The sequence below is a fragment of the Arthrobacter sp. 10T413_2 genome (assembly GCF_056394205.1).
This window is the reverse complement of record NZ_JBFTHK010000106.1, coordinates 1-14251: the sequence shown is the minus strand read 5'-3', so window position 1 is coordinate 14251 and position 14251 is coordinate 1. Positions and strand designations below refer to the sequence as shown.

Genomic DNA, 14251 nt, shown 5'->3' with positions numbered 1-14251 from the left:
CACCAGCGGCCTGGACCCGCTCATGGAGGACGCCTTCCGCCAATGTGTCCGGGAATTGCGCAACCAGGGCCGCACAGTCCTGCTCAGCAGCCACATCCTGAGCGAGGCCGAGGCGCTTTCGGACCGTGTCAGCATCATCCGTGAGGGCCGGGTGGTGGAGACCGGGCGGCTTGAGGAGCTCAGGCACCTCACCCGGACCTCCGTCACCGCCGACGTCGCGGCCGTACCGGCAGGGTTGGATGCCCTGCCGGGGGTCCACGACGTCGTCATCACGAACCATCGGGTCAGCGCCCAGGTGGAACCGTCCGGCCTGGCCCCGCTGATGCGGGCCCTGACCGACGCCGGGCTCCTCGCGCTGACCAGCCAGCCGCCAACCCTCGAAGACCTTTTCCTGCGCCACTACGGCACGGYGGTGCCCGCGGTTGCGGCCGGGGCRAGCAGCGGGCGGCCCGGTGATGCGTGAAACGTTGGCGGGGACGGGCGTCCTGATCCGGCTCGGACTCCGGCGCGACCGCTGGCTGCTGCMGGCATGGATCGCCGGATTCGCCGTCACGACCTATTCAACCGCCGCGGCCGGTGCCGAGCTCTACCCCGATGTCGGGAGCCGGGTCGAAGCCGCGACCGCCCTGAACGCCACGGCATCGCTGGTGGCACTGTTCGGCAGGGTCTACGACCCCACGTCCCTGGGCGCGCTGTCCCTGATCAAGTACACGGCGTTCATGGCCGCCATCCTCGCCGTCCTCATGGTGTTCATCACCATCCGGCATACGCGCAGCGACGAAGAGTCCGGGCGGCTCGAGCTCCTCGGCGGAGGGCGTCTGGGGCGCGATGCCCCGCTCGCCGCGGCCCTCGCCATCAGCTTCGGCGCGAGCCTTGTCCTCGGGCTGGTCACGGCCGTGACGTTGGCCGCCGGCGGCCTTCCCGCCGCCGGCTCGCTCGCGTTCGGACTCGGCTGGGCCGCCACCGGCATGGCCTTCAGCGCCGTGGCCGGGGTGACCGCCCAGCTGACTACCAGTGCGCGGGCCGCCACGGGACTGAGCCTCGGCGTCGTCGCGGTGACCTACGCGCTGCGCGCGGTGGGGGATCTCGCAGAGCCGGGGCCGTCAGCCTTGTCCTGGCTTTCGCCGATCGGCTGGAACCAGCAGATCCGGGCCTTTGCCGGAGACCGGTGGTGGGTGCTAGCCCTGCCGCTGGCACTCTGCGCAGCCCTCGTGCCGGTCGCGCTGGCCCTTCGTGCCCGCCGGGACCTCGGCTCTGGGCTGCGGGAGGAACGCCCGGGCCCGGCGCGCGGCTCACTCAACGGCGTCTGGGACCTCGCCGTGCGCCTCCAGCTCCGTCTCCTTGCGGCGTGGGCGGTGGCATTCGTGGCGTTCGGCGTCGTGATCGGATCGCTGGCCGGCAACGTCACGGACCTGCTGAGTTCCCCCAACGCCCAGGACCTGATCAGGATGCTGGGCGGAACCCAGGCCATGACGGACGCCTTCATCGCTGCAGAGATCAGCATCATGGGACTGCTTGCCGCTGCCTACGGGCTGTCCGCGGCCAACCGGCTCCGCGACGAGGAAACGGACGGCCACGTGGAGGCGCTGCTGGGCACGGCCACCACCCGGCCGCGGTGGGCGACAAGCCATTTCGCCTTCGCGCTCGCCGGCGTCGCCGTGCTCATGCTGCTGTCCGGATTGTCGGTCGGGGCTGGCGCCGCCATGGTCCTGTCCGACGGAAATCAGCTGGGGCGCATCACGGTGGCCTCCGCCGCGCAGATCCCCGCGGCCTGGGTCATGACCTCAGTAGTTCTGGCCGTGTTCGGCTGGGCGCCCAGGCTCACCGGGACCGTCTGGGGACTGCTGCTGCTCTTCGTGGCCCTGGGCGAGTTTGGCGTCCTGTGGAACGCCCCGGAGTGGGTGATGGAGCTGTCCCCGTTCCGGCATTCACCGCTGCTCCCACTGGATTCCGGCTCCGTGTGGCCGGTGCTGGGACTTACCGTGACGGCCGCGGCGCTGGCCGCGCTCGGCTACGCCGGCTGGCGGCGCCGGGATCTGGCCACGTGAACACAGCCGAACCGCCCCTGTTCCCCGCCCTGTTCCCCATACGGGGGCGGCGGTAGTATCAACTTCGAGAGCCGTTGGCGCACCTCAGAAACGACCGGGCGCCGCTCTCGGGCCGAGTCGGAGGGCGGATGCAGGACGCATACGGGCTATATACCCCGACCACATTGGTGGAAATCGGGCTCCTGCTGGCGACCTTTGTCCTCTGCTCCCTGATCGGCGTCGAGCGGCAGGTCCGGCAAAAGGTCGCGGGCTACCGCACCCATGTCCTGGTCGGCCTCGGATCGTGCACTTTCACTCTCATCTCCGCCTACGGGTTCTCCGCCGCACTRGCCCCCGGGGCCACCATGGACCCGGCCCGCATTGCCGCTCAAATCGTCAGCGGCATCGGCTTCCTCGGCGCCGGCGTGATTTTCAAGGGACGGAACGTTGTCCGGGGCCTCACCACGGCCGCGAGCATCTGGGTAGCGGCCGCCGTGGGCATGGCATGCGGGGCCGGGATGCTTTCCCTGGCAATCTCGCTGACCGCCTTCCACCTCATCACCCTGTATGTGGTCTCTCCCGGGGTCCGCAGGATCCCCACCAAGGACGCCAACAAGATCCTGCACCTGGGCTACGCCGACAACCAGGGCGTGCTCAGGGAGGTCTTGGCAATCGCCACCAACATGGGCTTCAGCTCCTCGATCCTGAGCACCAGCAAAGCGGGAACCGAACAAAAACCGATCGTCCTCATGGACATCCGCTTCCACGGGCACCTACCGCTGCGCGAGCTCGTCCCTTACCTTCTGGACGTGCCCGGCGTGAAGAGCGTCACCGTGCACGGTGCCGACGCGAACGAGGACGACGACGGTGGCTGACAACCTCCCGCTTCGAGACACCCGGGTGGACGCGTTCATCGCGGCACTGCCGGACTGGCAGCAAGAGATCTGCCGCCAGGTGCGCGAACTTGTCCATGCCGCCGACCCGGCCCTCGCCGAGACCATCAAGCGCACCACTCAGCCCTACTTCGTCCTCGACGGCAACATCTGCGCCCTCCTGACGGCCAAGGACCACGTCAATGTCTTCCTTTACGACGGCGGAATAGTCCCGGACCCGGAGGGGATCATCACGGGCGGGCACGACAACAAGACCGCACGCACTATCGCATTCCGCTAGGGCGAATCCATCCCCGKGCAGGCCCTCACCGCKATGCTCCGGCAGATCATCGCGGACAACCGGGCCGGCGGCTGGCGGAAACTCAAACCCGGCCGCTGAAACTGACCGCCGGGCCCGGCCAAGCCAACCGGGGCGCCGACGCATGAAGACCATTCCCGCGCTGCCGCGCCGTAGATTGAAGCCGTTCGGCATGACGGTTAGAGTCGCCGGATGACCGAGAACAGCATCGCTTTGACGGGCACAGTGCGCGTGCGGGTGCTGCACAGGTCCGACGCCGGCCGGCTGGCCGAGGCCTACCTCCGGAACCGGGAGCATTTGGCGCCCTGGGAACCTGTGCGGGCCGAGGAATTCTTCACCGCCGACGGGCAGGCCGCCAGCATCGAGTCCAAACTCGGGTTGTTCATCGCGGGATCGGACGTGCCGTGGGTTCTCGTGGACGGTTCCMGCATCGTAGGGGTGATGAACCTCAGCGGGATTGTCCGGGGGCCGTTCCTTAGCGCCCACCTCGGCTACTGGGTGGACAAGGACATGACCGGTCAGGGGATTGGCTCGGCCGCCGTGGAATTCGCCGTCGGGGCCGCCCATGCCGAGCTCGGACTGCACCGGCTGCAGGCCGCCACCCTCCCGCACAACGCCGCATCCCAGCGAATCCTGAAACGGGCCGGCTTCGAAGAAATCGGCCTGGCCCCCAGGTACCTCCGGATTGCCGGGTCCTGGCAGGACCACGTCCTCTTTCAGCGGATCCTGTTCTGATGGCCGCCGTCCCGGGTGCACCCGCGTCCTTTGGCGCCCTGCACCATGTTGAGCTCTGGGTGCCGRACCTTGAGCGGGCCAGGGACCAGTGGGGCTGGCTCCTGGGCCGGTTGGGCTACGAGGCCTACCAGGACTGGGGTCACGGGTGCAGCTGGCGGCGGGGGCCCACGTATATCGTCGTCGAGCAATCTCCGGCCCTGAACGGGAACGTACACGACCGCACCGCGCCGGGGCTGAACCATCTGGCCTTCAGCGCGGGGACCCGGGATCAGGTCKACGCCATGGCGGCCGAGGGCCGTAACCTGGGCTGGACCGAACTGTTTCCGGACAAATACCCGCACGCAGGCGGCCCCGGCCACTTCGCCGCCTACCTCGTGAACACGGACGGCTACGAAGTGGAGTTGATTGCGGCTGACTGATCGCGTCGGTGCCCTACGGGTTGGCTGGCGGAGGCGCCTGCTCAGCCTTAAGTTCCTCGCCGTGGGCGATGATCGCGTAGATGATCAGCACGTCCATGGCGATGACGATGACGGACCACCACGGCTGCGCCRGAATGAGCATMAGTTGAACGACCGCGCTGAAGCCCGCAACKACAACACCAACGACTCGAGCCCACGTTGCACCGGAGAAGAGCGCKACGGCGGTGAGGATTAAGAGCGCCCCGAGAGCTAGATTCCACCAGCCCCACCCCTTCGCGTCGAAGATGAACAACGTGCCTGGGGTCGCCAAATAGTAGGTGTCAGGACCGGTGAGAGCGACGAGGCCTTGAAGGCCGCTGAAAACGCCGTTGATGATCAGAATTACTCYGGCGAAACGGACCCAGCCGGTCCAGCCAGTCGAAGCAACAGGATGATGGGCAGTAGTCATAGTTCCGACCGCTTTCCGTTGAATGCTCTGTCGTCGGCCTCATGGTCGGCGCAGTCGTGTTGTGAAGCTAGTACCGATTCCGATTATGTTCCTCCCCGTCCGTGCCGGTCAATCGCTACAGAAGCTTTGGGGCCGCCGCGTCGGTCGGCCCGGTTCTGTCCGCGCACCGACGGACTCCGGCGACGCCACCCGCCTCGCCCGGCCCCGCGGCGTAGGCGGCGAGCAAGTTAGGCGTCGGCCAAGGCTGGTGCAGGCGCGCCGGGCCCATTGCGATTGCTTCGGATCCGGGTACTTTGAAGCCATGACCATCATCCTTGTCGGCGGAGGCCCGGACACCGTGACCATTCCCGCCGTCTTCGACCGGTTCGTCAGGGAACTCCGGCACCGGGCCCCCGGCAGGGTTCCGCGCGTCGCCGTCGTTCTGTTTGACCACKAGGGCAGCTCTGAGTATTTCCTGCCCGCCTATGTGGGGCCGCTGGAATCCCGGATCGACTGCAAGGTGCTCCCGGTCCTGCTCCGCTTCAACAAAGAGGCGAATCCGGCCGCGTTCGACGACGTCGACGGAATCGTGGTCGGGGGCGGCCCGACGCCGGCCTACCTGGAGGGCCTCCTGCCGTCCGCGGAGGCCATCCGCCGTGCGGTCTCGGAGGGTGTGCCGTACATGGGGTTCTCCGCCGGGGCGATGGTGGCCCCGGCRCGGGCGATCGTGGGCGGCTACCGGATCAGGGGCACCGAGGTCTGCGCGATCGACTGCTCCGAGGGGCTCGAGGAAGTGGAGATCCGCGACRGTCTGGGCCTGGTGCCCTTCGCCGTCGACGTCCATGCCGCGCAGGCCGGAACACTCAGCCGGGCCGTCGGTGCCGTGGCGAAGGGGCTCGTGGACCATGCGGCCGCCGTCGATGAGAACACCGCCCTGGTACTGCACCACGCCGACCTGCAGCAACTGGACGTGATTGGCACCGGGAACTGCTGGACGATTCGCGGCGCCGGACCCAAGGCCACCGTCTCGGTGCTGTCCGCACACAGCTAGCCTGCGGACGCCGGGCACCTTGGGCCGCACCCTTGGCACGATTGTTACTCGCGGGTAACATTGCCTCATGCACCTCCTGCTCCGCACCCTCCTGCTGCTGTTCACGTCCTCGTGCCGCCCTCCGCTGAGCATCTGGGACAGCTCGTCCCTGCCGCTGCGCGTGCTGCCCACGGACATCGACATCGCCATGCACGTCAACAACGGCATGTACTTCTCGCTCATGGACCTCGGGCGCTTCGACCTCATGGCCCGCAGCGGAACCTGGAAGAAGATGCGCCGCCGGGGCTGGACCCCCGTGGCCGCGGGGGAAACCATCGCCTTCCGCCGTTCGCTGCAGCTCTGGCAGCAGTACACCATCGAATCCAAGATCATCGGCCTTGACTCAAAAGCCATCTACTTCGAGCAGCGGATGGTGGTGGACGGCGAAGTCTATGCCCGCGCCTACATCGCGACCCGGCTGGTCAGCGAGGGCAAGCCCGTCAGTCAGGAGGAAATCATCCGCGAATTCGGCGCCCCGCCGGCGGAGCTGGAGCTGCCCGAATGGATCCACGAATGGCGCGAAACCAATGCCCTGCCCGGCGCCAGGCGTCCGGCCCCGCACGCCTGGGCCTGACGGACGCACCCGCCTGGACCTGGCGGGCGCACGCGCCGGCCAGGATGTGCCAACAGCGAAATGCCGGGGACATTCCCGGCCTGCTCCCGTACCGTTGACTCATGGCTACCGTAGACATCACAGGTGAACAGTTCGCATCGACCGTCGAGGATAACGACATCGTCCTCGTCGATTTCTGGGCCGAATGGTGCGGCCCGTGCAAGCAGTTTGGCCCCACGTACTCAGCAGTCTCCGAGAAGCACCCGGACGTGGTCTTCTCCAAGGTGGACACCGAGGCCGAGCAGCAGCTCGCTGCCGAGGCCGGCATCACCTCGATCCCCACGCTGATGGCCTTTCGCGAAAAGGTCCTGGTGTTCTCGCAGCCCGGCGCCCTGAACGCCCAGCAGCTGGAGCAGGTGGTAGACGCCGTCAAGGCCCTGGACATGGAAGAAGTCCACGCGCATGTTGCCCGCTCCCAGGCCGAGGCCGCTGCCTCGGCGGACACGCAGGACGGCACCCAGATCCCGGACGCCTAAACCTCCACAAACGCAAGCAACGCGGGGTCATTCCGCGCCCATAAATCCTTCACGGATGGGCGCGGAGTGCCCCCGCGTTGTCGTTGGAGTGGTGGGTCAGAGCTTTTCGAGGATGACAGGCTGGGCCAGCAGCGCGCTGAGGGATTCGTTCAGGTCCTGCACGGCCGTGCCCTTCGAGTGCTTGTCCAGGTCCTCCTGGCTTGMCCACCGTTCGGTCAGTACGAGTTTGTCCTCGTTGGCCTCGGTGAGCTCGTAKCGGATACAACCGGGCTCGTTGACCACCTCGTCAATCGCGATCTCCAGCGCGAGCTTCACGCGGAAGAATTCGCCGTCGTTGGGGATGAAGGTGGCCAGGAGGTCAATGGGTGCGCTCATGGCAATTACCCTACCGGGCGTCCGCGCCGGCACCGGAAGATGACCGGAAAATTTCATAGGACTTCCAAGCTTTGCTCTTCTCTTGCCTCCGCGCACAAGGTAGCGTCACACCATGCTTGCTTACACAGGCGGGGACACTGACGTCCCGCTGCTCGAGGAAACCATTGGCGCGAACTTCGAACGGATCGCGGCGCGGTTCCCGTATCACGATGCMCTGATCGAGGCGGCCGCAGTGCCCGGCGATGAGGCCCGGCGGTGGAGCTATACCAAGCTKAACGACGACGTCGACCGCCTGGCCCGAGCGCTCCTGGCCCTGGGCGTCGCGAAGGGCGAGCGGATCGGCATCTGGAGTCCCAACTGTGCCGAGTGGACCATCCTGCAGTACGCGACGGCGAAGACCGGGGCGATCCTGGTCAACGTCAACCCCGCCTACCGCAGCCACGAGCTCGAGTTCGTGGTCAAACAGAGCGGCATGCGCATGCTGGTCACGGCGCCGTCGGATAGGAACAGCGACTACACCGGCATGGCACGCCAGGCGTTGGCAGCCTGCCCGGAGCTGCGCGAGCTCGTCTTCCTCCCGGACGCCGGCGCGGAAGGTCTCACCGCCGGCGAACCCCAGGACGAGGCGGAGCGRACATACGCCGAACTGCTCAAGCGGGCTGACGACGTCGGACACTCCGCGCTGCAGGCGCGCATGGCTGTGCTGGACCCGCACGACCCCATCAACCTGCAGTACACCTCCGGCACCACGGGCTTCCCCAAGGGCGCCACGCTGACGCACCACAACATCCTCAACAACGGCTATTCGATCGGCGAACAGCTCGGCTACACCRAACACGACCGMGTCGTGATCCCGGTGCCGTTCTATCACTGCTTCGGAATGGTGATCGGGAACTTGGCGGCGCTCAGCCACGGAGCCGCCACGATCATCCCCGGCCGGTCGTTCTCACCCGCTGCGGCGCTGGAAGCCGTGCAGGACTTCGGCGGCACGTCCCTCTACGGGGTGCMCACCATGTTCATCGCCGAGCTCGCCCTGCCGGACTTCGCCTCCTACGACCTCTCGACCCTGCGCACGGGCGTCATGGCCGGATCGCTGTGCCCGATCGAGGTGATGAACCGCGTCATCTCCGAAATGAACATGAAAGACGTCGCCATTTGCTACGGGATGACGGAGACCTCGCCGGTGTCCACGATGACCCGGAGCGTGGACACGATGGCCCAACGGACCGAGACCGTGGGCCGGACCATGCCGAACCTGGAGAGCAGGATCGTGGACCCGGCCACGGGGGAGGTGCTGGAGCGCGGCGGGATCGGCGAACTCTGCACGCGCGGCTACGCCGTGATGCTGGGGTACTGGAACCAGCCGGACAAGACCGCCGAGGCGATCGACGCCGAGGGGTGGATGCACACCGGGGACCTCGCCCGGATGGACCAGGACGGGTATGTGGTGATCGAGGGCCGGATCAAGGACATGGTGATCCGCGGCGGCGAGAACGTCTATCCGMGCGAAATCGAGGAATTCCTCTACACCCATCCGGACATCCAGGACGTGCAGGTGATCGGCATCCCGGACGCCAAGTACGGCGAGGAACTGATGGCCTGCGTCATCATGAAATCCGGGGCCGCGCCGCTGGATGCCGCCGGCCTGGCCGAGTTCTGCCGCGGCAAGCTGGCGCACTACAAGATTCCGCGCTACGTCGACGTCCGGGAAAGCTTCCCCATGACCGTCTCCGGCAAGATCCGCAAGGTGGACATGCGCCAGGAAGCCGCGGCCCGCCTCGGGCTCTAACCGCGTTGCTGGTGGTGGCCGGGTCGGGCGTGTTGTTTTGTKGCGGGGTGGTTCCGTCCGGGGGCACTTTGCTCGCAGTGTTCGACGCCGGCACCCTGATTGGCGGTGTGTCCGCGTCAAAGTGCCCCCGGAACGCGGCCAGCCCCGCTGGTGGGGGAACTAGTGACCGCGGTGGTCCTGGATGGTCATCCGCGGGCCAAAGGTCGGTTTGCGGAAGCCGCTGAGGCMGATCATCCGGACCACCCGCTGCCGGTGCCCTGCCCAGGGCGCCAGAAGCCTGAGCATGCCGGCGTCGTCCGTCCGGTGACCGGTCAGGGCAGCGCCGACGTAGGCCGCGAGGTGGTAGTCGCCCACCGCGATTGAATCCGGGCAGCCGTGCGTGCGTTGCACCACCTCGGCGGCCGTCCACACTCCAATCCCCGGGATGGTTTGCAGTTTCGCCGCTGCTTCCGCGGCGGGGAGGCCGGCGAGCCGCTCCAGCGCGGCGGCGGAGCGCAGCGCCCGCATGACAGCCGCCGAGCGCTGCGGACCCACCCCGGCCTTGTGCCATTCCCAGGACGGAATGCGCAGCCACTGGCCCGGGGTGGGCTGGAGCATGAGGTTTGCCGGGGCCACCGTCCCGGCGCCCGGGGCAGCTGTGCCGAAGCGGTACGTCAGGTACCGGTAGCCGCGGCKGGCCTCAATGACGGTGACCTTCTGCTCCAGGATGGTCGGCACGAGCGCGTCGACCATCCGTCCGGTGGCGGGCAGCCGGACGGTGAGGTTGCGGCGCCGGGCTTCGACGACCATGCGGGGGAGCGTGGCGTGGAACGCCGGCTCATCAAAAGCTGTCCAGTCGTCGTCACGGCCCAGCATGCGCGGAACGGAGGCCGCGGCCTCGGCGGCGCCGGGGCCCCACGACTGGACATCGACGGCGGGATCGGTCCGGGACCCGGAGGACACGAGCCGAAGCGACGCCGGGCCGGCCGGCGTCGTGAACGCAAGCCACACGGCGCCCGGCGATGTGCGGATGGAAGGGTCCCCCTGCCCCCTCAGCAGCGGCCCGAGGGTCTGCATCAGGTCGAAGGGGCCGCCGGGCCGCCACCGCAAAGAGGCGTCCGCCGCGGCGGCATGGCCGGCGGGAACGTCTGCGAGGGTCATCCGAACATGTTCCCACGCCGGACGGACAGCCCCGCACCGGAGGTTCCGGCAGGTGAGCCAAATGGCCCTAAGTCTGCGGGGTTTCCGGGGCTAGAATCCGGCTGGGACACCCATGTGGCGGTCCTGCCGTTGGCCCGGGCAACGGGGCCGCCAGGAGCAGATCATGGCCGGTGGAGTGGTGCATTTCGAGATTCCCGCGGACGACGAGGACCGGGCGCGGGAGTTCTACAGTTCAATCTTCGGCTGGGGGTTCCAGATCATGCCGGAGATGGAGTACAGCCTGGCCATGACGACGCCGATGGACGAACACGGCCGGCCCGCCGTCACCGGGTCCATCAACGGCGGGTTGTTCCGGCGCGGGGACCTTACGGCGCCGGTTGTCACGATCGACGTCGACGACATCGATGCCGCACTGGCGAGCATCGMCGCCCGCGGCGGGTCCKTGGTCCGTGAAAAGCTGGAGGTCCCGGGGATGGGATGGAATGCCTATTTCAAGGACAGTGAAGGCAACGTGGTGGGGTTGTGGCAGAACGCGGCGCCGGAGGGCGGCGCGGACCCCGGGAATGACATCGGCGCCTGAGTAGCGCACTCACGTGCCGGGCTGACCGGTTCCGGCAGGCGGGCGCAGCAGATCAGTGCATCCCTGTGCTGAGCCAGAGCGCMAGGACCGCCAGCGGGATTACCAGGACGACGGCGACGACGCCGGCCACGGCGAAGCCGCCCCATCGGATGTCCACGTTGAGTGCGCGGAGCCGCTCGTGCCACAGCAGCGTGGCCAGCGAAGCCCAAGGGGTGACCAGCGGACCCAGGTTCACCCCGATCAGCAGGGCCGCCAGCCGGGCAGGGGAGCCGCCCACCGGTTCCAGGGCCAGGTAGGCAGGCAGGTTGTTGACGGCGTTGGCCGCCCCGGTGCCCAGCGCGGCGATCTGCAGGAGCGCCGGCAGGCTGTCCCCGGTGCCGGCCATCCCGGTCAGGAAACGGGTGAGTCCGTTCGCGTGCAGGGTCTCCACCACCATGAACAGGCCGGAGGTGAGCATGAGCGGCCGCCACGGAATCATGGACCAGCGCAGGGCGGAGCGGCGCCGCCAAAKAAACAGCAGGAGCAGGACGGCTGCCGCCGCGATMGCCGGGATCTGCACCGGAATCCCGGAAACCAGCGCCGGCAGCAGGACCACCATCACCCCGGACGCCGCGTACAGCAGCACCCGGTCCCGCACTTTGTGGATCGGCTGCGGCCCGTAGCGGCCGCGCAGATCCTTCCGGAACGCCAGCCACAGGAGCACCAGCGGCACCAGGATGCCCACCATGGCCGGCGCCCACACCAGCGAGGYGAACGCGGCGGGGCTCAGCTTGAGCCGGTCCTGCGCCAGCAGGTTGGTCAGGTTGGAGACTGGCAGCAGCAGCGACGCCGTGTTMGCCAGCCAGACCGTGGTCATGGCAAACGGCAGCGCCGGAATCCGGGCGTGAACGGCCAGCAGCACGACKACGGGCGTMACCAGTACCGCCGTCGTATCCAGCGACAAGAACACCGTGGACACGGTGGCGAGGGCGATCACGAGCAGCCACAACAGAAACACCCGGCCACGGCCCAGGCCGGCCAGCCGCTCCGTGACCACACGGAAGAGCCCGGCGTCATCCACCAGCTCCGTGACCAGGGACATTGCCACGACAAACGCCAGAACCGGCACAGTCCGCGCCGCCAGCTMGTCGAACGCCTGGACCGGCAGCAGCCCGGACGCCAGCGCCGCGCACCCTGCCAGCAGCATGCCCGCCGGCAGCGCATAGCTCTTGAACCTCTTCAGCCGGGCGATCCACTTCACCGCCCAATCGTCGCACCTCAAGGGGACGGGACTGCGCCGACGTGCCCGTCCGCCGGAGACGGTAACTTGGTACCTATGAAGTACGCCCCGTCCGTTCTGGACCTCATCGGCCATACACCGCTCGTCAAGCTCAACCACGTGACCGACGGCATTGCAGCCACCGTCCTGGTGAAACTGGAATACCTGAACCCCGGCGGTTCGATCAAGGACCGGATCGCGGTCAAGATGATCGAGGAGGCCGAACGGACGGGCAAGCTCCTGCCCGGCGGCACGATCGTGGAACCCACCTCCGGCAACACCGGCGTCGGGCTGGCGCTCGTGGCGCAGCAGAAGGGCTACCGCTGCATCTTCGTCGTGCCGGACAAGGTCGGCGAAGACAAGCGGGCCGTGCTCCAGGCGTACGGCGCCGAAGTGGTGGTCACCCCCACCGCCGTCCCGCCGGACAGCCCGCAAAGCTACTACGGCGTATCCGACCGGCTCGTCACCGAAATCCCGGGAGCCTACAAGCCGGACCAGTTCTCCAACCCGGCCGCCCCGGYGAGCCACTATGAAACCACCGGGCCCGAGATCTGGAACGACACCGACGGCCGGATCACGCACTGCGTGATCGGCGCCGGCACCGGCGGCACYATCACCGGCACCGGCAGGTACCTGAAGGAAGTCTCCGCCGGACGTCCCGACGCCGAGGGCGGCGTCGTTAAGATCATCGGCGCCGATCCCGCCGGCTCGGTCTACTCCGGCGGCACGGGCCGACCCTACTTTGTCGAGGGCGTCGGGGAKGACATGTGGCCGGCCAACTACGACAAGTCCGTCCCGGACGACGTCATTGCCGTCAGCGACGCCGACTCCTTCGCGATGACGCGCCGGCTGGCCCGCGAAGAAGGCCTGCTGGTGGGCGGGTCCTCGGGCATGGCCGTCGTGGCCGCGCTGGAGGTGGCCAGGGACCTCCCGGCGGACGCCGTCGTGGTGGTCATCCTGCCGGACTCCGGACGCGGCTACCTCGCGAAGATCTTCAACGACCAGTGGATGCGCTCCTACGGCTTCCTGGCCGGCGGGGACGAAGCCTCGGTKGGCGAGATCCTCAAGGCCAAGACCGKGGAACTCCCGGACCTCGTCCACATCCACCCGAACGAGAGCGTCCGCGATGTCATCAACATCATGAACGAGTTCGGCGTCTCGCACATCCCCGTCCTGTCCCAGGAACCGCCCGTCGTGATGGGCGAGGTCCTTGGCGCCGTGGACGAACGCACGCTCACGGCCAAGCTCTTCCGGGGCGAGGCCAAGCTCTCGGACAAGATCTCCGAACACATGGAGGCCCGGCTGCCCGTGATCGGCTCGCTCGAATCGATCTCGACCGCCCGCGAACTCCTCTCCGACGCCGACACCCTTATGGTGACGTTCGTYGGCGCTCCGGTGGGGATCCTGACCCGCCACGACCTCCTCGCCTACCTCAGCAACTGACCAGTTCAAGGAGTCCCATGTCTCTGCCAGAAAGCTCTTCCGCGAAGAAGGCCGGCTTCAACACCCGCGCCGTGCACGCCGGCCAGGCCTTCGAGCCGCGCACCGGCGCCGTGGTGCCTCCCGTGCACTTCTCCTCCACCTACGCGCAGGACGGGATCGGCGGACTGCGCGCCGGCTACGAATACGGCCGCGGCACCAACCCCACCCGCGATGCCCTGCAGGAGCAGCTGGCCGCGCTGGAGGGCGGGACCGCCGCGTTCTCCTTCAGCTCGGGCCTGGCGGCCGAGGACTCCATGATCCGTGCCCTGACCCGGCCCGGTGACCACATCGTGCTCGGCAACGACGCCTACGGCGGCACCTACCGGCTCATCAGCCGGGTCCTGGGGGAGTGGGGCATCGGTAACACGCCGGTGGACATGTCCGACCTCGACGCCGTCGCCAAGGCCGTGGCCGCCGGCGGTTCGGCCTCCGGCGGCGGCAAGACCCGCCTGGTGTGGGTGGAGACGCCGTCGAACCCGATGATGAAGATCACCGACATCGCGGCCCTCGCCGCAGTGGCACACGACGCCGGTGCCCTCCTCGTCGTGGACAACACCTTCGCCTCGCCCTACCTGCAGAACCCGCTGGCCCTCGGCGCCGACGTCGTGGTGCACTCCACCACCAAATACATCGGCGGACACTCCGACGT

Annotated in this window: 17 protein-coding genes; 13 read left to right on the top strand and 4 right to left on the bottom strand. The window is 68.0% G+C overall.

Annotation, left to right across the window (positions count from 1 at the left end; genetic code table 11):
- The 6 genes from AC1DBQ_RS15730 to AC1DBQ_RS15705 form a co-directional block, all read left to right on the top strand.
- The coding region (locus AC1DBQ_RS15730; protein ID WP_476929396.1) for an ATP-binding cassette domain-containing protein at positions 1 to 463 on the top strand (463 nt) is incomplete at its 5' end.
- Positions 456 to 2048, top strand: coding sequence for an ABC transporter permease (locus tag AC1DBQ_RS15725; protein ID WP_476929395.1), 1593 nt, complete (start codon positions 456 to 458; stop codon positions 2046 to 2048). The genes AC1DBQ_RS15730 and AC1DBQ_RS15725, both read left to right, overlap by 8 nt.
- Before the next feature lie 128 nt (positions 2049 to 2176).
- Positions 2177 to 2902, top strand: coding sequence for an MgtC/SapB family protein (locus AC1DBQ_RS15720; RefSeq protein WP_476929394.1), 726 nt, complete (start codon positions 2177 to 2179; stop codon positions 2900 to 2902).
- A complete protein-coding gene (locus tag AC1DBQ_RS15715) occupies positions 2895 to 3200 on the top strand; it encodes a DUF1801 domain-containing protein (RefSeq protein WP_476929393.1) in 306 nt (101 codons plus the stop codon). Before AC1DBQ_RS15720 ends, AC1DBQ_RS15715 begins: the two co-directional genes overlap by 8 nt.
- Positions 3201 to 3410: 210 nt before the next feature.
- Entirely contained in the window at positions 3411 to 3953 is a 543-nt protein-coding gene (locus AC1DBQ_RS15710; RefSeq protein WP_476929392.1) for a GNAT family N-acetyltransferase, read from the top strand.
- On the top strand, positions 3953 to 4372 hold the full coding sequence (locus AC1DBQ_RS15705; protein ID WP_476929391.1) for a VOC family protein: 420 nt from the start codon (positions 3953 to 3955) through the stop codon (positions 4370 to 4372). The genes AC1DBQ_RS15710 and AC1DBQ_RS15705 overlap by 1 nt, the downstream gene beginning before the upstream one ends.
- 13 nt (positions 4373 to 4385) lie before the next feature.
- Here the strand turns inward: AC1DBQ_RS15705 and AC1DBQ_RS15700 are convergent, their stop codons facing one another.
- Positions 4386 to 4820, bottom strand: a complete 435-nt coding sequence (locus AC1DBQ_RS15700; protein WP_476929390.1) for a DUF7144 family membrane protein — start codon at positions 4818 to 4820, stop codon at positions 4386 to 4388.
- 301 nt (positions 4821 to 5121) lie between these two features.
- Here AC1DBQ_RS15700 and AC1DBQ_RS15695 point away from each other — a divergent pair, with 301 nt between their 5' ends.
- From AC1DBQ_RS15695 to trxA, 3 genes are all read left to right on the top strand, one after another.
- Entirely contained in the window at positions 5122 to 5850 is a 729-nt protein-coding gene (locus AC1DBQ_RS15695) for a Type 1 glutamine amidotransferase-like domain-containing protein (RefSeq protein ID WP_476929389.1), read from the top strand.
- Positions 5851 to 5917: 67 nt separating this feature from the next.
- The gene (locus tag AC1DBQ_RS15690; protein WP_476929388.1) at positions 5918 to 6463 is read left to right on the top strand and encodes an acyl-CoA thioesterase; all 546 of its coding nucleotides are present in this window, start codon (positions 5918 to 5920) and stop codon (positions 6461 to 6463) included.
- Positions 6464 to 6564: 101 nt separating this feature from the next.
- Positions 6565 to 6978 carry a thioredoxin gene (gene trxA, locus AC1DBQ_RS15685; protein ID WP_476929387.1) on the top strand — a complete coding sequence of 138 codons (414 nt, stop codon included), beginning with the start codon at positions 6565 to 6567 and terminating at the stop codon, positions 6976 to 6978.
- A 96-nt stretch (positions 6979 to 7074) separates the two neighbouring features.
- Here the strand turns inward: trxA and AC1DBQ_RS15680 are convergent, their stop codons facing one another.
- Complete coding sequence (locus AC1DBQ_RS15680) at positions 7075 to 7353, bottom strand: putative quinol monooxygenase (protein WP_476929386.1); 279 nt, start codon at positions 7351 to 7353, stop codon at positions 7075 to 7077.
- Between the two features lie 112 nt (positions 7354 to 7465).
- On the opposite strand from AC1DBQ_RS15680, the gene AC1DBQ_RS15675 reads away from it, so the two are divergent.
- On the top strand, positions 7466 to 9142 hold the full coding sequence (locus tag AC1DBQ_RS15675) for an AMP-binding protein (RefSeq protein WP_476929385.1): 1677 nt from the start codon (positions 7466 to 7468) through the stop codon (positions 9140 to 9142).
- A gap of 159 nt (positions 9143 to 9301) precedes the next feature.
- On the opposite strand, the gene AC1DBQ_RS15670 is transcribed toward AC1DBQ_RS15675, so the two are convergent.
- The gene (locus AC1DBQ_RS15670) at positions 9302 to 10282 is read right to left on the bottom strand and encodes a DNA-3-methyladenine glycosylase family protein (RefSeq protein ID WP_476929384.1); all 981 of its coding nucleotides are present in this window, start codon (positions 10280 to 10282) and stop codon (positions 9302 to 9304) included.
- A gap of 163 nt (positions 10283 to 10445) precedes the next feature.
- Here AC1DBQ_RS15670 and AC1DBQ_RS15665 point away from each other — a divergent pair, with 163 nt between their 5' ends.
- Complete coding sequence (locus AC1DBQ_RS15665) at positions 10446 to 10862, top strand: VOC family protein (RefSeq protein ID WP_476929383.1); 417 nt, start codon at positions 10446 to 10448, stop codon at positions 10860 to 10862.
- 52 nt (positions 10863 to 10914) lie between these two features.
- On the opposite strand, the gene AC1DBQ_RS15660 is transcribed toward AC1DBQ_RS15665, so the two are convergent.
- Positions 10915 to 12102: an ArsB/NhaD family transporter gene (locus AC1DBQ_RS15660; protein WP_476929382.1), complete on the bottom strand. Its 1188-nt coding sequence runs from the start codon at positions 12100 to 12102 to the stop codon at positions 10915 to 10917.
- Positions 12103 to 12177: 75 nt separating this feature from the next.
- On the opposite strand from AC1DBQ_RS15660, the gene AC1DBQ_RS15655 reads away from it, so the two are divergent.
- Together AC1DBQ_RS15655 and AC1DBQ_RS15650 are read left to right on the top strand one after the other, a co-directional pair.
- Positions 12178 to 13563 (top strand): cystathionine beta-synthase, encoded by a 1386-nt coding sequence (locus tag AC1DBQ_RS15655; RefSeq protein ID WP_476929381.1) that lies wholly within the window; start codon positions 12178 to 12180, stop codon positions 13561 to 13563.
- A gap of 17 nt (positions 13564 to 13580) precedes the next feature.
- Positions 13581 to 14251, top strand: a 671-nt coding sequence (locus AC1DBQ_RS15650) for an aminotransferase class I/II-fold pyridoxal phosphate-dependent enzyme (RefSeq protein ID WP_476929380.1), incomplete at its 3' end; no start/stop codon positions are given.